This window comes from Streptomyces sp. NPDC005791 (assembly GCF_042871485.1).
Taxonomy (GTDB): Bacteria; Actinomycetota; Actinomycetes; order Streptomycetales; family Streptomycetaceae; genus Streptomyces.
This window is the reverse complement of sequence record NZ_JBIAIP010000008.1, coordinates 83,384-101,692: the sequence shown is the minus strand read 5'-3', so window position 1 is coordinate 101,692 and position 18,309 is coordinate 83,384. Positions and strand designations below refer to the sequence as shown.

The following is an 18,309-nucleotide window of genomic DNA, read 5'->3' as shown; positions in this document are numbered from 1 at the left end:
GTCGCACATCCCACAGGTCGAACGCGGAGCATTCCCACGAAACGGACAAATGGCAAAACCCCGGCGAGTTCATACTCGCCGGGGTCCGTCATGTCCCGTTCCGTCAGCTGGTGACGACCGAGACCTCGCCGATACCGAGCGCCTTCACGGGCTCCGCGATCTGTGCGGCGTCCCCGACCAGAACCGTGACCAGCCGGTCGACCGGGAACGCGTTGACCACGGCGGCAGTCGCCTCGACCGTGCCGGTCGAGGCCAGGCGGGCGTACAGCTCGGCCTGGTAGTCGTCCGGAAGGTGCTGCTCCACCTGGTCGGCGAGAGTGCCCGCCACGGAGGCCGCGGTCTCGTACTTCAGCGGGGCCACACCCACGAGATTCTGCACGGCGGTCTCGCGCTCGGCATCGGTGAGCCCCTCGGCCGCCAGGGTGCGCAGAACCTTCCACAGGTCGTCGAGCGCCGGACCGGTGGATTCCGTGTCGACGGATCCGCTGATGGCGAGCATCGCGGCGCCGGTCGCCCCGGAGGCGGAACCGGGCGCCGTCGAACGCAGCACCTGCCCGAAGGCCCGGACGCCGTAGGTGTAGCCCTTCTCCTCGCGCAGCACGCGGTCCAGCCGCGAGGTGAGGGTGCCGCCCAGGCAGTACGTGCCGAGGACCTGGGCGGGCCACACGCTGTCGTGCCGGTCCGCTCCGATCCGGCCGATCAGCAGCTGGGTCTGCACGGCTCCCGGGCGGTCCACGATGACCACACGGCCGGTGTCGTCCGCGGTGATCGGGGGCACCGGCCGGGCTTGGCCGGCGTTGCCCGACCAGTCCCCGACGGTGTCGGACAGCAACGCGTCGAGGTCCACCTCGGTGAGGTCACCGACGACTACGGCCGTCGCGGTGGAGGGGCGGACATGGGCGTCGTAGAAGGCGCGTACGGCGGCGGCATCGATCCGCCGGACCGTCTCCTCGGTGCCCTGGCGCGGACGCGACATCCGCGCCGTGGCGGGGAAGAGCTCCTTGGAGAGCTGCTTGGCGGCCCGCCGTGCCGGGTTGGCCTGCTCGTGCGGGATCTCGTCGAGGCGGTTGACCACCAGACGCTCGATCTCGCTCTCCGCGAAGGCCGGGGCCCTCAGGGCCTCGGCGACCAGGCCGAGGGCCTTGGCCAGCCGGGAGACCGGGACCTCCAGGGAGACACGGAGACCCGGGTGGTCCGCGTGTGCGTCCAGCGTGGCGCCGCACCGCTCCAGCTCGGCGGCGAATTCCTCCGCCGAACGCTTGTCCGTGCCCTCGGACAGGGCGCGCGCCATGATCGTGGCCACACCGTCCAGGCCCTCGGGTTCGGCGTCCAGCGGGGCGTCGAGGAAGATCTCCACGGCGACGACCTGCTGGCCGGGGCGGTGGCAGCGCAGCACGGTCAGCCCGTTGGGCAGGGCGCCGCGTTCGGGCGCGGGAAAGGCCCAGGGCCTGGCCTCGCCGGCGGTCGGCTGCGGGTGGTACTCCATCGTCACTCCAGTCACGGCGGCGTCGGTCACTTGTCGGCCCCCTCGTGCGCTTCGGCACCGTCCGTCTCGTCGGCCGGTTCGACCGGTTCGTAGACCAGGACCGCACGGTTGTCGGGGCGCAGGTGCGCCCGGGCGGCGGCCTTGACCTCGTCGGCCGTCACGTCGAGCACCCGGCCCACCGCGGTCAGGGCGAGCTGCGGGTCACCGAACAGGACGGCGTACCGGCACAGTTCGTCGGCACGGCCGGCGACCGTGCCGAGCCGGTCCAGCCACTCGCGCTCCAACTGCGCCTGGGCGCGTTCCATTTCCTCCGGCGTGGGGCCTTCCTCGGCGAACCGGGCCAGCTCCTCGTCGACGGCCTCCTCGATCAACGGCACCTCGACGCCACCGGACGTCTTGACGTCCAGCCAGCCCAGCGAGGGCGCGCCCGCCAGCCTGAGCAGCCCGAAGCCCGCGGCGACGGCCGTACGGTCGCGGCGGACCAGCCGGTTGTGCAGGCGGGACGACTCGCCGCCGCCGAGCACGGTCAGCGCGAGGTCCGCGGCGTCGCACTCGCGTGTGCCGTCGTGCGGCAGCCGGTAGGCGGCCATCAGCGCACGCGCGGGGACCTCCTCCTGGACCACTTCACGCAGCTGTTCGCCGATGACGGCGGGCAGCGAGCCGTCGCGCGGGGGCTGCTTGCCGTCGTGGGAGGGGATGGAGCCGAAGTACTTCTCGACCCAGGCGAGCGTCTGCTCCGGGTCGATGTCGCCGACCACCGAGAGCACCGCGTTGTTCGGCGCGTAGTACGTCCGGAAGAACGTCTGCGCGTCCTCCAGGGTCGCCGCGTCCAGGTCGGCCATCGAGCCGATCGGCGTGTGGTGGTACGGGTGGCCCTCCGGGTAGGCGAGGGCGGTCAGTTTCTCGAAGGCGGTGCCGTACGGGACGTTGTCGTAGCGCTGGCGGCGCTCGTTCTTCACGACGTCCCGCTGGTTCTCCATGGACTCCTCGTCGAGCGCGGCGAGCAGTGAGCCCATCCGGTCGGCCTCGAGCCACAGGGCCAGCTCCAGCTGGTGCGTGGGCATCGTCTCGAAGTAGTTGGTGCGCTCGAAGCTGGTCGTGCCGTTCAGGGAGCCGCCGGCCCCTTGCACCAGCTCGAAGTGCCCGTTCCCCTTGACCTGGCCCGAGCCCTGGAACATCAGGTGCTCGAAAAGGTGAGCCAGGCCCGTGCGTCCCTCGACCTCGTGCCGGGAGCCGACGTCGTACCAGAGGCAGACCGCGGCGACGGGGGTCAGATGGTCCTCGGAGAGCACCACGCGCAGGCCGTTGGCCAGGCGGTGCTCGGTCGCCGTCAAGCCGCCGGAACCGGCCTGGGCTGTGGCCGTGTGACCCATGGGCATGTACGTCCCTTCGATCGGTACAGGATTTCCTGCCGGACCTGCCACTCTAGGCAAGCGCACGGGCACCTGGCGAAGTTCCCGCCGGGTGAATGTCGTCGTGGACGCTGCCGTGCACAGCGGCTCCGAGGGAGCCGTGAGGGCGCTTCGGACGGGTCGAGGTCGGCGTTGTCGGTACGGCGGTCCACAATGGTCGGCGTCAGAACCTGAGGTTGCCCGACAGAATCTGTGAAGGAGTCGCAGCCGCGATGGCCCGCCGCAGCACGAAAACCCCGCCGCCGGACGACTTCGAGGAGAAGATCCTCGACATCGACGTCGTCGACGAAATGCAGGGCTCCTTCCTCGAGTACGCGTACTCGGTGATCTACTCCAGGGCTCTGCCCGATGCCCGCGACGGCATGAAGCCCGTGCACCGCCGCATCGTGTCCCAGATGAACGAGATGGGGCTGCGTCCCGAACGCGGCTATGTGAAGTGCGCCCGCGTCGTGGGCGAAGTGATGGGCAAACTGCACCCGCACGGTGACGCGTCGATCTATGACGCACTGGTGCGCATGGCACAGCCGTTCTCGATGCGCCTGCCCCTCGTCGACGGGCACGGCAACTTCGGCTCGCTGGGCAACGACGACCCGCCGGCCGCCATGCGGTACACCGAGTGCCGGATGGCCGACGCCACATCCCTGATGACTGAGTCGATCGACGAGGACACGGTCGACTACCAGTCCAACTACGACGGCCAGGAGCAGGAGCCGGTCGTCCTCCCGGCGGCGTACCCGAACCTCCTGGTCAACGGTGCTTCCGGGATCGCCGTCGGCATGGCCACCAACATGCCCCCGCACAACCTCGGCGAGGTCATCGCCGCCGCCCGCCACCTCATCCGGCACCCGGGTGCAGACCTCGAGACGCTGATGCGTTTCGTCCCGGGCCCCGACCTGCCCACCGGCGGCAGGATCGTCGGCCTCGGCGGTATCAAGGACGCCTACGCCGCGGGACGGGGCACGTTCAAGATCCGCGCCACGGTCGCCATAGAGAACGTCACGGCCCGTCGTAAGGGTCTCGTCGTCACCGAACTGCCCTTCTCCGTCGGCCCCGAGAAGGTGATCGCCAAGATCAAGGACCTCGTCGGCGCGAAGAAGCTCCAGGGCATCGCGGACGTCAAGGACCTCACCGACCGGGCGCACGGTCTGCGTCTGGTGATCGAGGTCAAGAACGGCTTCGTGCCGGAAGCCGTTCTGGAGCAGCTGTACAAGCTGACGCCGATGGAGGAGTCCTTCGGTATCAACAACGTGGCACTGGTCGACGGACAGCCGCTCACCCTGGGGCTCAAGGAGCTTCTCGAGGTCTATCTCGACCACCGCTTCGAGGTGGTCCGCCGGCGCAGCGAGTTCCGCAGGACCAAGCGCCGCAACAGGCTGCACCTGGTCGAGGGCCTGCTCGTGGCGTTGCTCGACATCGACGAGGTCATCCGCCTCATCCGGGACAGCGACAACTCGGCGCAGGCCAAGGAGCGCCTGATGGAGCGCTTCTCGCTGAGCGACATCCAGACCCAGTACATCCTGGACACCCCGCTGCGCAGGCTCACGCGCTTCGACCGGATCGAGCTGGAGACCGAGCGCGACAAGCTCAACGAGGAGATCGCCCAGCTGACCGCGATCCTGGAGTCGGACGCCGAACTGCGCAAGCTGGTCTCGTCCGAACTGGCCGCGGTCGCCAAGAAGTTCGGCACCGACCGGCGTACGGTACTGCTGGAGTCGGCGGGTTCACAGATCGCCTCGGTGCCGCTGGAGGTCGCCGACGACCCGTGCCAGGTACTTCTCTCCTCGACCGGCCTCCTCGCCCGCACGGCCAACGCGGAGCCGGTCGCCCAGGCGGAGGACGCCAGGCGCACCAAGCACGACGCGATCGTCTCGGCCGTCGCTGCCACGGCGCGCGGTGACGTGGGCGCGGTGACGTCCGCCGGACGGCTGCTCCGGCTCTCGGTGATCGATCTGCCGCAGCTGCCTGACACCCATGCGGCACCGAACCTGTCGGGCGGCGCCCAGATCTCGGAGTTCCTCACGTTGGAGCCGGACGAGGAGCTGGTCTGTCTCACCACGCTGGACGAGGAGGCGCCCGGCCTGGCCATCGGCACGCTGCAGGGGGTGGTGAAGCGCGTGGTGCCCGACTACCCGCCCAACAAGGACGAGTTGGAGGTCATCTCACTGAGGGACGGTGACCGTGTCGTCGGCGCCACCCAGCTGCGTACGGGCGAGGAGGACCTGGTCTTCATCACGTCCGACGCACAGCTGCTGCGCTATCCGGCCGCATCGGTGCGTCCGCAGGGACGCGCGGCGGGCGGCATGGCGGGCGTCAAGCTGGCGGCAGGCGCCACCGTCCTCTCGTTCACCGCGGTGAACCCTTCGGCGGACGCCGCGGTGTTCACCGTGGCCGGGTCGCACGGCACGCTGGACGATTCCGAGCGGACGTGGAAGCTCACGCCGCTCGACCAGTATCCGCGCAAGGGGAGGGCCACCGGCGGGGTGCGCTGCCAGCGCTTCCTCAAGGGGGAGGACGTCCTGGTGTTCGCCTGGGCGGGCGAGACGCCGGCGCGGGCGGCGCAGAAGAACGGCGCTCCGGCCGAGTTGCCGGACCCCGATCCGCGCCGCGACGGTTCGGGCACACCGCTGACCAGCCCGGTCGCGGTGATCGCCGGGCCGCTGTAGGACACGCGGCCGGACGGCGCGGGGGCTCAGGCCTCGTCGTCGTCCGGCTGCCGCACGTATCGCAGGACGCCCCACATGCTGCGTTCCAGCTCCTCGGTGGCGTCCTGCCACGCGTCCTGGCAGCTTTCCAGTTCCTTGCGCAGCGCCTCGGCGTCGATACCGGAGCCGATCAGCACCAGCTGGGACCGTCGCGGTTCGTCGCGGGTCCAGCGCTGCGGTACGAAGCGCAGGAACCTGCCGACGGCATGCAGTGCGTAGCGGTTGCCGGGGTCGCCCGCACCGAAGTCGGCGAAACCCTTGATCCGGTAGAGACCCGCGGGCCGGGAGTCGAGGAACGCCATGAAGCGGCGGGGGTCGAGCGGGACTTCGGCGGTGAAGGAGACACTCTCGTACGCCGCGTGCAGATGGTCCTCGTGCGCGCGGTCGCCTTCGGGGAGCAGGTCTTCGAACGTCAGCTGGCGGAAGGTGTCGTCCTCGTCCGGCCGGAGCACGGGGTCGAACAGCAGCTCCGGGTCGATCCTCCCGTACGCGGCGTGGATGACCGCCGCACCGTCACCGGCGGTGCCGACCGCTTGCCGGACGGCCCGCAGGTCCGCGTCCGGGACACGGTCGGTCTTGTTCAGGACGATCAGATCGGCGACCGCCAGGTGGCGGTCGATCTCCGGGTGGCGGTGCCGGGTTGCGGGGAATTCCGCGGCATCGACGACCTCGACCAGTCCCCCGTACCTGATGTGCGGGTTCTCACTGGCCAGCAGCATCCGTACGAGCTCCTGGGGCTCGGCGAGGCCACTCGCCTCGATGACGATCACGTCGAGCCGGGCGGCCGGCCCGGTCAGCGTCTCCAGGTAGGTGTCGAGCTCGGCTGCGTCCACGGCACAGCACAGGCAGCCGTTGCCCAGCGAGACCGTGGAACCGACCTGACCCGCGACGGTCATGGCATCGATCTCGATGGAACCGAAGTCATTGACGATGACGCCGATCCGGTTGCCCGCACGGTTGCGGAGCAGGTGGTTGAGCAGTGTGGTCTTGCCTGATCCGAGGAACCCCGCCAGGACGACGACCGGGATCTGCGGGGCGCGGGGCGGAGTCAACGAGGCCTTCCTCGGGTCGGTCGGAGTGCCGGTACGGGCTGCGGAGGCGGGAGCCCCACGCAGCGGGGCACCGGGCGGATGCTCTGCGAGTCCTCCGCCGGTTCCAGGATATTGGCGCTCGGGGCGGGGGGTGAAGATCTCGCACGGCGGTCCGCAGGGCTCCATGACGACCCCTGCGTGGTACGCCACGTTCGTGGGCAGCTCGCCGGCCGGATCCGCGCCCCCGCGCGGAGGCACTACCTGCACGGATTTCGGTAAGGAGGGTTCGCCCCTTACCGTTCGTACGATGAGCGCCCCATCGACCACGCCACGGGGACCACGCCGGTTCGGCTGGCCGAAGCGGGTCTTCTCACAGGTCCTGCTGATGCAGCTGGCCATCATCACCGGAGTCACGGTCCTCGTCACGGGCCTCTTCCTGGCACCTCTCAGTGCTCAGCTCGACGACCAGGCGATGCGCCGCGCCCTGGCGATCGCCCAGAGCACGGCGGCGCAGCCGCAGATCGCCGCCTCCCTGCTCGCCACCGAGCCGCGCCCGGACGGTGCCGTGCAGACCGCGGCGGAGCGGATCCGGCGATCGACCGGGGCCGAGTACGTCGTGATCATGGACAGGCAGGGGGTGCGCTGGTCGCACACCGACGTCTCCCGCATCGGCGACGTCGTCTCCACCGACCCCAGCACCGCCCTCGCCGGCAGATCCGTGATGGAGATCGACAGCGGCACGCTCGGGCGTTCGGCCCGTGGCAAGGTGCCGCTGCTCGACGGATCGGACCGGGTCGTCGGTGCCGTCTCGGTCGGCATCGCGTACGACAGTGTCCGAGCCCGTCTCCTCGCCACCATTCCCGGGCTGCTCGCCTACGCGGGCGGAGCGCTGGCCGTGGGAGCTCTGGCCGCCTATCTGATCTCCCGCCGTCTCCAGCGACAGACCCATGACCTGGCCTTCTCCGACATCTCGGCGCTGCTCACCGAGCGTGAGGCCATGCTGCACAGCATCCGCGAAGGGGTCGTCGCGCTCGACCGCACCGGGCGCATCAGGCTTCTGAACGACGAGGCCCAGCGGCTGCTCGGCCTCGGGCCCGGGGCCGCGGGCCAGCGGCTCGACGAGGCACTGGGTGAGGGCCGGACCACCGACGTGCTGGCCGGGCGGGTGGTCGGCGACGACCTGGTGACCGTCCGCGGCAACCGCGTCCTGCTCGCCAACCGGGTGCCGACCGACGACGGTGGCGCCGTGGCCACCCTCCGCGACCGTACGGAGTTGGAGTACCTCGGCCGCGAGCTCGACTCCACCCGTGGCCTGATCGACGCGCTGCGTGCCCAGGACCACGAGCACGCCAACCGGCTGCACACTCTCCTGGGGCTGCTGGAACTGGAGATGCACGAAGAAGCGGCCGAGTTCGTCACAGAAGTCGTCGGCGTCCACCGGGCGACGGCCGAGCAGGTCACCGAGAAGGTCCACGACCCCCTGCTGGCCTCGCTCCTGGTCGGCAAGGCAACCGTGGCCGCGGAGCGCGGCGTCGCCCTGCGCATGGCCCCGGAGACATTGCTGCCGGACCGGCTGGTGGACCCACGGGGACTCGTGACGGTCCTCGGGAACCTGGTCGACAACGCGATGGACGCGGCTGCGGGGTCGGGCGGGGCGCGGATCGAGGTCGGGTTGCGGGCCGAGGGCCGTACGGTGGTGTTGCGGGTGAGCGACAGCGGCCCCGGAGTGCCTGCCGGTGACCACGAGTCCATCTTCACGGAGGGCTGGTCGACCAAGGAACTCCCTGCCCACGGCAAACGCGGACTGGGACTGCCGCTGGTCAGACGGCTCGCCGAGCGACAGGGAGGCAGTGTGTCCGTATCGGGTTCTCCCGAGGGCGGGGCGGTGTTCACCGTCGTGCTGCCGGAGGCTCTGCGCGAAGCGGAACAGCTGGGTGTCCCCGCTCCGGGAGGCCGCCCGGCCTCCGTACGGCCCGCGGAGTCAGGAGAGTCCCCGTGATCGAGGTTCTCGTCGTCGACGACGACGTACGGGTCGCCCGGATCAACGCGGCCTACGTCTCCAAGGTGCCCGGATTCCGGGTGGCCGCCATGGCCCACTCGGCAGCCGAGGCCCTCGCCAGAATCGGCGAGATGCCCATCGATCTGATCCTGCTCGACCACTATCTGCCGGACCGCAACGGTCTGGCCGTGGTGCGGGAGCTGCGCGCACTCGGCCGTCACACCGATGTGATCATGGTGACGGCGGCACGCGATGTCGCGACCGTACAGGCGGCGATGCGCCACGGTGCCCTCCAGTACCTGGTGAAACCGTTCGCGTATGCCGGACTGCGCACCAAACTGGAGGCGTACGCGGCACTGCGCCATACCTTCGAAGGTGGTGGCGAGGCCGAGCAGACGGAGGTGGACCGGTTGTTCGGGGCCCTGTGGGCCACGGGCGGGTCCGACCTTCCCAAGGGGCATTCGACGACCACCGCGGAACTGGTCCGTCAGGCCCTGCGTGCGGCCGAGGGGCCGCTCTCCGCCCAGGAGGTCGCAGAGAACGCCGGGATGAGCCGGCAGACGGCCCAGCGCTATCTCAAGCTGCTGGAACGCACGGGCCGGGTGCGGCTGTCCCTCAGATACGGCGAGACGGGCCGCCCGGAGCACCGGTACACCTGGGCCACCGGCTCCTGAAGCGGCCACCGCTCGTCGGCACGGCCTACGCCGCCCCGGCTCCGGTGAGTGACCGGACCTCCGTCTCCGCGTGCTTGGCCGGATCGGACGGCTCGGGCGAAGTGACCGTGCCGATCCAGCCGGCCAGGAAACCGGCCGGGATCGATACCAGGCCCGGGTTCTCCAGGGGGAACAGCGCCAGGTCCACGCCGGGGAGGAGCGAGGTGGGGCTCCCCGAGACGACCGGCGAGAGCAGGACGAGAAGGACGGCGGGGACGAGTCCCCCGTAGACGGCCCAGACCGCTCCCCGGGTGGTGAAGCCACGCCAGAACAGCGAGTAGAGCAGTGCCGGGAGATTGGCGGAGGCCGCGACCGCGAAGGCCAGCCCCACCAGGAACGCGACGTTCAGATTCTGTGCGAGCAGACCGAGAGCGATGGCCACCGCGCCGATGCCCGCCGCGGCCACCCGGGCCACGCCGACCTCGCTCCGCCGCTCGGCGCCCGGCCGACGGAGCGAGGCGTAGAGGTCGTGGGCGACGGAGGCGGAGGATGCGAGGGTGACGCCGGCGACGACGGCGAGGATGGTGGCGAAGGCGATGGCTGCCACGACCGCGAAGAGCACCGTGCCGCCCGTGGTGCCCTCACCGCCTCCGAGAACGAGTGCCAGGAGCGGAACGGCGGTGTTCCCCGAGGCGTTGGACGCCCGGACCTCCGCAGCGCCGACGAGCGCGGCCGCACCGAACCCGAGCACGATGGTCATCAGGTAGAAACCGCCGATCAGTCCGATGGACCAGACGACGGAGCGCCGGGCCGCACGGGCGGTGGGGACCGTGTAGAAGCGCGACAGGATGTGCGGCAGTCCGGCGGTCCCGAGGACGAGCGCCAGCCCGAGGCTGATGAAATCGAGACGCGCCGTCCAGCTCCCGCCGTACCTCAGCCCCGGCGAGAGGAAGTCGCGACCGTGCCCACTGCGTTCGGCGGCGGACGTGAGCAGGGCGTCGACGTCGCCGTGGAAGCGGACGAGGACGAGCACGGTGAGCGCGACCGCTCCCGCCATCAGCAGCACCGCTTTGACGATCTGGATCCAGGTCGTGGCGCGCATGCCGCCGAACGACACGTAGATCACCATGAGCGCGCCGACCCCGACCACCGTCCACGACCGGGCGGTGTCACTCGTGCCGCCGAGCAGCAGCGCGACGAGACTCCCCGCGCCCACCATCTGGGCCACCAGGTACAGCACCGAGACGGTGACGGACGAGGTACCCACCGCCGTACGCACCGGGCGCTCCGTCATCCGGGCGGCGACCACGTCGGCGAGCGTGAACCGGCCGCAGTTGCGCACGAGTTCGGCGACGAGGAGCAGGACGACGAGCCAGGCCACGAGGAATCCGACGGAATACAGCATGCCGTCGTAGCCGAAGAGGGCGATCAGCCCCGAGATCCCGAGGAAGGACGCGGCGGACATGTAGTCACCGGCGATGGCGAATCCGTTCTCCATGGGGGAGAACAACCGTCCGCCCGCGTAGAACTCCTCGGGGGACCCCTGCCTGTCGCGGCTGACCCAGGTGGTGATGCCGAGCGTCACGGCGACGAACACGCTGAACAGCAGCAGCGCCAGCGTCTGGTGGTCCCACCTCACCGGCTGATCCCTCGTGTCATCTCCTGCGTGTCCCAGCGGAGTTCCAGCGCGGCACGGTCCCGGTGCAGGCGTGCGTGACGGGCGTACGCCCAGGTGAGCAGGAACGTCGTGAGGAACTGGCCGAGTCCGGCCGTCATGGCCACATTGAGCGCGCCGACGACGGGGCGCGCCATCAGGTCGTGGGCCGTGACGGCCGCGATGACGTAGACGAGGTACCAGAGCAGGAAGACAGCCGCCGCGGGGAACACGAACCGTCGGTAGCGGCGGCGGACTTCGCGAAACGCAGGACTGCCCTGCACCTCCAGGTAGATCTCGGCGGCGCTGTGGCCGCGCTGCTCCGCCGACCCGGCCGGCCCGTCGGCCGGGTCGGCCCCCGCGTCCTCCGGCTCGCTCCACCCGGTGGCCGCCGCCCCGCACCACGGATCGTCGAGCCGCGTAGCCGCAGCGCCGGTCCCTGCTTCCCTCTCCACCGACAACTCCCTTGTCCACGTGTCCTTTTCGGCCGCGTAGCCAAGAATGGGCAGACAGGGAAGATCCCGGGCACTTCATTCGCCGCGCTTCACCATTTCAGGTGACGGAAGTGCCAAGGGGGGTGCGCGAGCCCCCGGTCGTACGCATAGCGCACGGCCCCTGTTCCTTCGCGCTGACAAGACAGCCCCGAGGGGCGTGGCGTCTCGATGCCCTCGACGCCACGAAGCCCCGGAGCCGATCCTGGGACCGGCTCCGGGGCTGACCGTGGGTGGAGCGCGTCAGACGTCGATACGTGAGCGGTCCAGCGTGGCGGCGGAACTGGTGATGAATTCCTTGCGGGGCGCGACCTCGTTGCCCATGAGCAGGTCGAAGACCTGCTCGGAGGATTCCAGGTCACCGATGTTGATCCGGCGCAGGGTCCGGTGGCGCGGGTCCATCGTGGTCTCCGCCAACTGGTCCGCGTCCATCTCGCCGAGGCCCTTGTAGCGCTGGATCGAGTCCTTGAACCGGATGTTCTTCCGCTGCAGCTCCAGCAGGGTCTGCCGCAGCTCGTTGTCGGAGTAGGTGTAGACGTACTTGTCCTGGCCCTTCTTGGGCTGGACGAGCTCGATCCTGTGGAGCGGAGGCACAGCCGCGAAGACCCGCCCTGCCTCGACCATCGGCCGCATGTAGCGCTGGAAGAGCGTGAGCAGCAGGGTGCGGATGTGCGACCCGTCGACATCGGCGTCCGTCATCATGATGACCTTGCCGTAGCGGGCCGCGTCGATGTCGAAGGTGCGCCCGGAGCCTGCTCCTATGACCTGGATGATGGCGCCGCACTCGGCGTTCTTGAGCATGTCCGAGACGGACGACTTCTGGACGTTGAGGATCTTTCCGCGGATCGGCAGCAGAGCCTGGAACTCACTGTTGCGGGCCAGCTTCGCGGTGCCGAGGGCCGAGTCGCCCTCCACGATGAAGAGCTCGCTGCGCTCCACGTCGTCGCTCCGGCAGTCGGCGAGCTTCGCGGGCAGCGACGAGGACTCGAGCGCGGTCTTGCGGCGCTGCGCGTCCTTGTGCTGGCGGGCCGCGATACGCGTGCGGGCCGCGGCCACCGCCTTGTCCAGCACCGCCCTGGCCTGCGCCTTGGCGTCGCGCTTCGTGGACGTCAGGAACGCCTTGAGTTCCTTGGCGACCACATTGGCCACGATCCGGTTGGCCGCCGAGGTGCCGAGCACCTCCTTGGTCTGCCCTTCGAACTGCGGCTCCGCCAGCCGCACGGTGACGACCGCGGTCAGGCCTTCCAGCGCGTCGTCCTTGACGATGTCGTCCTCGGCGACGCGCAGCAGCTTGGCGGAGCGCAGGACCTCGTTCACCGTCTTCGTGAGGGAACGCTCGAAGCCGCTGACATGGGTGCCGCCCTTGGGGGTGGCGATGATGTTGACGAAGGACTTGAGATTGGTGTCGTAGCCGGTGCCCCAGCGCAGCGCGATGTCGACACCCAACTCACGGGTGACCTCGGTGGCCGTCATGTGCCCGCGGTCGTCCAGGACCGGCACGGTCTCCTTGAAGGTTCCCGTTCCGGTCAGCCTCTGGACGTCGCAGACGGCCTTGTCCTGCGCCAGGTACTCGCAGAACTCGCTGATTCCGCCGTCGTAGTGGAACGTCTCCTCCGTCTTGCCCTCACCACCGATGCCCCGCTCGTCGCGTACGACGATCGTGAGGCCGGGCACGAGGAACGCGGTCTGGCGTGCCCGCTGGTACAGCGTCTCCAGATCGAGCTTCGCGTCCTTGAGGAAGATCTGGCGGTCCGCCCAGTACCGCGTGCGGGTGCCCGTACGCGTCTTGGGAACGCGTTTGCTCTTGCGGAGCCCGTTGGCGGGGTCGAAGGGGCTGTCCGGCCCCTGCTCCGTGAACAAGCCGGGGACACCGCGACGGAAGCTGATGGAGTGCGTCGCGCCGTTGCGGTCGACCTCGACGTCCAGCCGGGCGGACAGCGCGTTCACGACAGAGGCACCGACGCCGTGCAGGCCGCCCGACGCCGAGTAGGAGCCGCCGCCGAACTTTCCGCCGGCGTGCAGCTTGGTCATCACGACCTCGATGCCGGAGAGCCCGGTCTTGGGCTCCACGTCGACCGGGATACCGCGGCCGTTGTCACGGACCTCGACGGAGGCGTCGTCGTGGAGGACGACCTCGATGGCGTCGCAGTAACCCCCGAGCGCCTCGTCGACCGAGTTGTCGATGATCTCCCAGAGGCAGTGCATGAGTCCGCGGCTGTCCGTGGACCCGATGTACATCCCGGGGCGCTTACGGACGGCTTCGAGCCCCTCGAGGACGAGAAGGTGCCGCGCGGTGTAGTTGGAGCTGTCCCTGTCTGCGCCGCCTGCTCCGGTCAGCAGCGCAGTGGACGGCACGGAATCGGCGGTCACGCGGTTCGCTCCTCGCTGAATTTCAATGGGGGGCCCAGTGGGTGACGGGCTCGGCCTCGGTAGCCGTCAAGAGCCTACCGAGGCCTGGTAGAGCGGTTGTAACGCCACCCAGGGGGAATCCTTATGCTAGTCCAGCGTCGCATAGACGTTCGATCATCCTTTGGGGTGACGCGCACATCACGTTCCCTTTGAGGCATGAACCATTTAGGCTCCGGGCACGTCCTCATGAACAACCGGCAAGCCAGCCGGCGGACCGGCCCATACAAGCAACGCGAAACCGTAGCGCTACGCAATACGGCACATTCGCCGCCAACCGGCAACAGACAGCCATCCTGAGAAGAAGTTTCGAAGAAATGCCACGAGCGGGAACGTTTTCGGCCTGGTTGGATGTTGACCCTGGTACGACAGCTCGTCGAGCTAGAGAAGAGGCGACGTGACTACTGTTCTGACCCCCGCGAGCCCGCTGACCGCAGCAGACCGCTGTGACCGTTGCGGCGCCCAGGCCTACCTGCGCGTCGTCCTGATCAGCGGCGGTGAACTGCTCTTCTGCGCCCACCACGGACGCAAGTTCGAGCCGGAACTCAAGAAGATCGCCGCGGAAATACAGGATGAGACAGATCGGCTCACTGCCGTGCAGGCCAGTGCCGCCGACGAGGAACACTGACACCTCGCATCCACGACGAGCCATGGGCCCGGTCCAGGACCGGCCGACGGGCGGCCTCCCCACGGGGAGAGCCGCCCGTTCTCATGCCGTCAGCGCGACGCGATGCCTCGGTCAGCTCCGGGCGGCCATCCACCCGACGGCCGCGGACATGCGGGTGTACACCCCGGGGCTGCCGGGGCTCCCGCACCCGCTGCCCCAGGAGACGAGCCCGACGAGGCGCCCACGGGCCACCAGTGGGCCTCCGCTGTCCCCCTGGCAGGCGTCCCGCCCGCCCGCACTGTCACCGGCGCAGAGCATCGACGAGGCCTGGTACGCGCCCTGTGTACCGCCGGGGTACGCCCGGACACAGTCGCTGTCCGGCAGCACCCGCACCGCGGCCGCGCGCAGGCCCGACGCGTAGGCTCCGTACCCCGTCGTGTCCCCCCAGCCGTACACCGTCGCAGCGGTGCCCGGCTCGTACGCCGCGTTCCCGGCCCCGGCCACCGGGACGACGCTGCCCCTCGGCAGCGCCCGGGACAGTGTGAGGACCGCGAGGTCGGCGGCGTTCGTATGCGGGTCGTAGCCAGGATTGACCCATGTCGACCGCACAGGGATCTCCTGACCGCCCGGCCCGCTCAGCTCGTCCCGCCCGGCGATGATCCGCAGGTCCTGGACCTCGGCGACTTCAGCTCCCAGCACGTCCTCCCTGAGGCAGTGCGCGGCTGTCAGCACCCTCGTGGGCGCTATCGCGACACCGCCGCAGAACTGCCCCGCGCGGATTCCTCCGAACCGGTCACGGCTCGCGAGGGCCACGACCCACGGACTGTCCGCCACGGCCACCGGCGTCCCACCGACGATGATGCTGTCCGCCGCGGCGGGGGCCGGAGGGCCGAGCGGTATGACGGCCGCAGCGACCGCCGAGGCGAAGGCGGCGGGAAGGGAACGAACGAGTACACGAGGCATGGAAGCTCCTGACGCCGAGGTGAACGGTGCCCACTCAGCGTCATCCGCCCTGGTGCCGACCGCATGCGGACATGGGCCGGGGCCCGGAACCTTCGTAAAGGTTCCGGGCCCCGGCCCATGTCCGTCCGCGATCTAGTCGAGGTAGTCGCGCAGCACCTGCGAACGCGACGGGTGCCGCAGCTTCGACATGGTCTTGGACTCGATCTGACGGATGCGCTCGCGCGTCACGCCGTACACCTTGCCGATCTCGTCCAACGTCTTCGGCTGACCGTCGGTGAGGCCGAAGCGCATCGAGACCACGCCCGCCTCACGCTCGGACAGCGTGTCGAGGACGGAGTGCAGCTGCTCCTGCAGCAGCGTGAAGCTGACCGCGTCGGCCGGGACGACCGCCTCCGAGTCCTCGATCAGGTCTCCGAACTCGCTGTCCCCGTCCTCACCCAGCGGGGTGTGGAGAGAGATCGGCTCACGACCGTACTTCTGGACCTCGATGACCTTCTCCGGGGTCATGTCGAGCTCCTTGGCCAGCTCCTCCGGAGTGGGCTCGCGGCCCAGGTCCTGAAGCATCTGGCGCTGCACACGCGCGAGCTTGTTGATGACCTCGACCATGTGCACCGGGATACGGATGGTGCGGGCCTGGTCGGCCATGGCGCGGGTGATCGCCTGGCGGATCCACCACGTGGCGTACGTGGAGAACTTGTAGCCCTTGGTGTAGTCGAACTTCTCGACCGCGCGGATCAGACCGAGGTTGCCCTCCTGGATGAGGTCCAGGAAGAGCATGCCGCGGCCGGTGTAACGCTTGGCCAGCGAGACCACGAGGCGGAGGTTGGCCTCCAGCAGGTGGTTCTTGGCCCGGCGGCCGTCCTCGGCGATGATCTCCAGCTCGCGCTTGAGCTTCGGGGCGAGCTTGTCGGAGTTCGCGAGCTTGTCCTCGGCGAAGAGCCCGGCCTCGATGCGCTTGGCGAGCTCGACCTCCTGCTCGGCATTGAGGAGGGGGACCTTGCCGATCTGCTTCAGGTAGTCCTTGACCGGGTCGGCCGTGGCGCCGGCGACGGCGACCTGCTGCGCAGGCGCGTCGTCCTCGTCGTCGTCGGAGAGGACGAAGCCCTTGTTCTCGCCCTCGCCCTCCTCTTCCTCACCCTTACCGGCCTTTACTTCCTCGACCGCCTCGTCGCCGTCGAGCAGCTCGTCGTCCTGCTTGCCGGACTTCTTCGCGGCGGTCTTCTTGACCGCGGTCTTCTTCGCCGCGGTCTTCTTGGCAACCGTCTTCTTGGCTGCTGTCTTCTTCGCAGGAGCGGCAACGTCATCGGCCGCCGCATCCGCGCTCTGGGCCGCCGGGGCGGCAGATGCCGCGACGGTCCGCGTCACGGTCGTCTTGGCCGCGACGGTCTTGGTGGCGGTGCGCTTGACCGGGCTCTTCGCTGCGACGCTCTTGCGGGCGCGCTTAGGCGACTCCGCGGCACTGACCATCAGCGTCACACCCTCTTCCTCGAGGATCTGGTTGAGGCTGCGCAGAACATTCTTCCACTGGGTTGGCGGAATCTGGTCAGCCTCGAAGGCCCGACGCACGTCATCGCCGGCGATCTGCCCATCAGCCTTTCCCCGCTCGATGAGCGCCATCACAGACTCGGACTCGGCGATCTCCGGCGGGAGCGTACGGGATGTGCTGGCCGACACGAACAACCTCTCGGAACGATGGAAACGGCTTCCGGCCCTGCCCTGGAGAGGGCTGGAACCGACGACCGCCGGCTGGGGATGTCGCCGACGGCGCGGGCTTGGCCTCAGAACTGCACAGCGCACTGTGTGGCTGCTGTATTCCTTCCGCGGCGGTCACCTCTTAAGTCATCGCACTGTTTCGAGGAGTGTTACGCCCAATTCGCGTGGCCCCAGTCACACCCCATGTGCGACGAACAGCACCAGAGGTCACATATTGGTACAGACATGCCGCTGAGCCGCGGGGGCCCGGCGGCACACGGTCCGCATACCCCGGCCTTGCGTGGTTCAGTGCTCGCGAGGCGCGGGAACCACCCGTTCTCCGTCTGCGTGGCCGACCAGCAACTGCCGCATGGCGGCCTCGGCGCCGGCGGCATCACCTGAGGCGAGGGCCTCCACGATCCGCGCGTGGTGCCCGAGGGACGCCTCGGCGGGTCGGTCACAGCCGGTGACGGGACCACCGGAGACGTGCAGGGCGGCCGACACGATCCCGGAGAGGTGTTCGAGCATGCGATTGCCCGCCGCCTGGATCAGCAGGGCGTGGAACTCCGCATCGGCCCGGGAGAACGTGACGGTGTCCCCCTGGCCCATCGCGTGCCCCATGATCTCGATCATGTCGCCGAGACGCTGCTGGATGTCCTCGCGCCCGTGCCCGGCGGCGAGCCGGGCTGCGAGCGGTTCGATGGTCCATCGGAGATCGTCCAGCTCGCGGCGCTGGTCATCACGCTGGGGGCCGAAGGCACGCCATTCGATGATGTCCGGATCCAGCAGATTCCAGTCGCTCACCGGCCGGACCCGTGTACCCACATTCGGTCGGGCGCTGACCAGGCCCTTCGCCTCGAGAACGCGCAGGGACTCCCGCACGACGGTGCGGGAAACCTCGAAGCGCTGGCCGATCTCCTCCGGGACGAGCGGCCGGTCGGCGCCGAGGTCGCCGGAAACGATCATCTGGCCGAGTTGCTGGACCAGTTGGCCATGCAGTCCACGGCCGCGACTGGCCGTGCCGCGCCTGCCAGTCCGCCCCAGTTCGGATTCGGCACCGCCCCACGACCGGAGGGCGGCGCGCTCGCCGGCCGGCGCCTCCGTGCAGGGGTAGCGGTCGAGTTCGCCCGGCCCGGCGAGGCCGGAGTCGGCGGAGCGGGCGGCGGTCATCATGGTGTGCGCAAGGGTACTCACGCATCCTTTGTCGGCTCGG

13 protein-coding genes and 1 pseudogene are annotated in these 18,309 nt (G+C 69.5%); 4 read left to right on the top strand and 10 right to left on the bottom strand.

All coding sequences use genetic code 11. The annotated features are described in order from the left end of the window. Nucleotides 1-103: 103 nt before the first annotated feature. Both ACFYSH_RS17520 and ACFYSH_RS17515 read right to left on the bottom strand, forming a co-directional pair. Entirely contained in the window at nucleotides 104-1,486 is a 1,383-nt protein-coding gene (locus ACFYSH_RS17520) for a pitrilysin family protein (RefSeq protein WP_359466178.1), read from the bottom strand. A gap of 26 nt (nucleotides 1,487-1,512) precedes the next feature. Beyond that, nucleotides 1,513-2,865, bottom strand: coding sequence for a pitrilysin family protein (locus ACFYSH_RS17515; RefSeq protein WP_359466076.1), 1,353 nt, complete (start codon nucleotides 2,863-2,865; stop codon nucleotides 1,513-1,515). Between the two features lie 245 nt (nucleotides 2,866-3,110). Between ACFYSH_RS17515 and ACFYSH_RS17510 the strand changes: the two genes are divergently transcribed. Beyond that, on the top strand, nucleotides 3,111-5,561 hold the full coding sequence (locus tag ACFYSH_RS17510) for a DNA topoisomerase IV subunit A (protein ID WP_359466078.1): 2,451 nt from the start codon (nucleotides 3,111-3,113) through the stop codon (nucleotides 5,559-5,561). A 26-nt stretch (nucleotides 5,562-5,587) separates the two neighbouring features. On the opposite strand, the gene ACFYSH_RS17505 is transcribed toward ACFYSH_RS17510, so the two are convergent. Beyond that, nucleotides 5,588-6,652: a CobW family GTP-binding protein gene (locus tag ACFYSH_RS17505; RefSeq protein ID WP_388753391.1), complete on the bottom strand. Its 1,065-nt coding sequence runs from the start codon at nucleotides 6,650-6,652 to the stop codon at nucleotides 5,588-5,590. Further along, a pseudogene (locus tag ACFYSH_RS17500) lies at nucleotides 6,649-6,865 on the bottom strand (citrate synthase/methylcitrate synthase); the annotation flags it as partial. The pseudogene ACFYSH_RS17500 and the gene ACFYSH_RS17505, both read right to left, overlap by 4 nt. A gap of 73 nt (nucleotides 6,866-6,938) precedes the next feature. Here ACFYSH_RS17500 and ACFYSH_RS17495 point away from each other — a divergent pair. Together ACFYSH_RS17495 and ACFYSH_RS17490 are read left to right on the top strand one after the other, a co-directional pair. Next, nucleotides 6,939-8,630 (top strand): sensor histidine kinase, encoded by a 1,692-nt coding sequence (locus ACFYSH_RS17495; protein WP_359466082.1) that lies wholly within the window; start codon nucleotides 6,939-6,941, stop codon nucleotides 8,628-8,630. Beyond that, nucleotides 8,627-9,304 carry a response regulator gene (locus ACFYSH_RS17490; protein WP_359466084.1) on the top strand — a complete coding sequence of 226 codons (678 nt, stop codon included), beginning with the start codon at nucleotides 8,627-8,629 and terminating at the stop codon, nucleotides 9,302-9,304. Before ACFYSH_RS17495 ends, ACFYSH_RS17490 begins: the two co-directional genes overlap by 4 nt. Before the next feature lie 25 nt (nucleotides 9,305-9,329). On the opposite strand, the gene ACFYSH_RS17485 is transcribed toward ACFYSH_RS17490, so the two are convergent. From ACFYSH_RS17485 to ACFYSH_RS17475, 3 genes are all read right to left on the bottom strand, one after another. Beyond that, the gene (locus ACFYSH_RS17485) at nucleotides 9,330-10,922 is read right to left on the bottom strand and encodes a cation acetate symporter (RefSeq protein WP_388753387.1); all 1,593 of its coding nucleotides are present in this window, start codon (nucleotides 10,920-10,922) and stop codon (nucleotides 9,330-9,332) included. Then, complete coding sequence (locus ACFYSH_RS17480) at nucleotides 10,919-11,392, bottom strand: DUF485 domain-containing protein (protein WP_388753385.1); 474 nt, start codon at nucleotides 11,390-11,392, stop codon at nucleotides 10,919-10,921. The genes ACFYSH_RS17485 and ACFYSH_RS17480 overlap by 4 nt, the downstream gene beginning before the upstream one ends. A 279-nt stretch (nucleotides 11,393-11,671) precedes the next feature. After that, on the bottom strand, nucleotides 11,672-13,798 hold the full coding sequence (locus ACFYSH_RS17475; protein WP_359466090.1) for a DNA topoisomerase IV subunit B: 2,127 nt from the start codon (nucleotides 13,796-13,798) through the stop codon (nucleotides 11,672-11,674). Nucleotides 13,799-14,231: 433 nt separating this feature from the next. On the opposite strand from ACFYSH_RS17475, the gene ACFYSH_RS17470 reads away from it, so the two are divergent. Beyond that, nucleotides 14,232-14,462 carry a hypothetical protein gene (locus ACFYSH_RS17470; protein WP_073748127.1) on the top strand — a complete coding sequence of 77 codons (231 nt, stop codon included), beginning with the start codon at nucleotides 14,232-14,234 and terminating at the stop codon, nucleotides 14,460-14,462. Nucleotides 14,463-14,573: 111 nt separating this feature from the next. On the opposite strand, the gene ACFYSH_RS17465 is transcribed toward ACFYSH_RS17470, so the two are convergent. The 3 genes from ACFYSH_RS17465 to ACFYSH_RS17455 all read right to left on the bottom strand — a co-directional run bounded on the left by ACFYSH_RS17465 (nucleotide 14,574) and on the right by ACFYSH_RS17455 (nucleotide 18,269). Continuing rightward, complete coding sequence (locus ACFYSH_RS17465; RefSeq protein ID WP_359466093.1) at nucleotides 14,574-15,404, bottom strand: serine protease; 831 nt, start codon at nucleotides 15,402-15,404, stop codon at nucleotides 14,574-14,576. A gap of 132 nt (nucleotides 15,405-15,536) precedes the next feature. After that, nucleotides 15,537-17,078, bottom strand: coding sequence for an RNA polymerase sigma factor (locus ACFYSH_RS17460; RefSeq protein ID WP_359466095.1), 1,542 nt, complete (start codon nucleotides 17,076-17,078; stop codon nucleotides 15,537-15,539). 324 nt (nucleotides 17,079-17,402) lie between these two features. Beyond that, the gene (locus tag ACFYSH_RS17455; protein ID WP_359466179.1) at nucleotides 17,403-18,269 is read right to left on the bottom strand and encodes a FadR/GntR family transcriptional regulator; all 867 of its coding nucleotides are present in this window, start codon (nucleotides 18,267-18,269) and stop codon (nucleotides 17,403-17,405) included. Between the last annotated feature and the right edge of the window lie 40 nt (nucleotides 18,270-18,309).

Excerpts from the sequence above, each read along its gene's own strand:
- ACFYSH_RS17515 (WP_359466076.1), bottom strand. The coding sequence starts at position 2,865 with ATGCCCATGGGTCACACGGCCACAGCCCAGGCCGGTTCCGGCGGCTTG.
- ACFYSH_RS17510 (WP_359466078.1), top strand. The coding sequence starts at position 3,111 with ATGGCCCGCCGCAGCACGAAAACCCCGCCGCCGGACGACTTCGAGGAG.
- ACFYSH_RS17495 (WP_359466082.1), top strand. The coding sequence starts at position 6,939 with ATGAGCGCCCCATCGACCACGCCACGGGGACCACGCCGGTTCGGCTGG.
- ACFYSH_RS17455 (WP_359466179.1), bottom strand. The coding sequence starts at position 18,269 with ATGATGACCGCCGCCCGCTCCGCCGACTCCGGCCTCGCCGGGCCGGGC.
- ACFYSH_RS17465 (WP_359466093.1), bottom strand. The coding sequence starts at position 15,404 with ATGCCTCGTGTACTCGTTCGTTCCCTTCCCGCCGCCTTCGCCTCGGCG.
- ACFYSH_RS17520 (WP_359466178.1), bottom strand. The coding sequence starts at position 1,486 with ATGGAGTACCACCCGCAGCCGACCGCCGGCGAGGCCAGGCCCTGGGCC.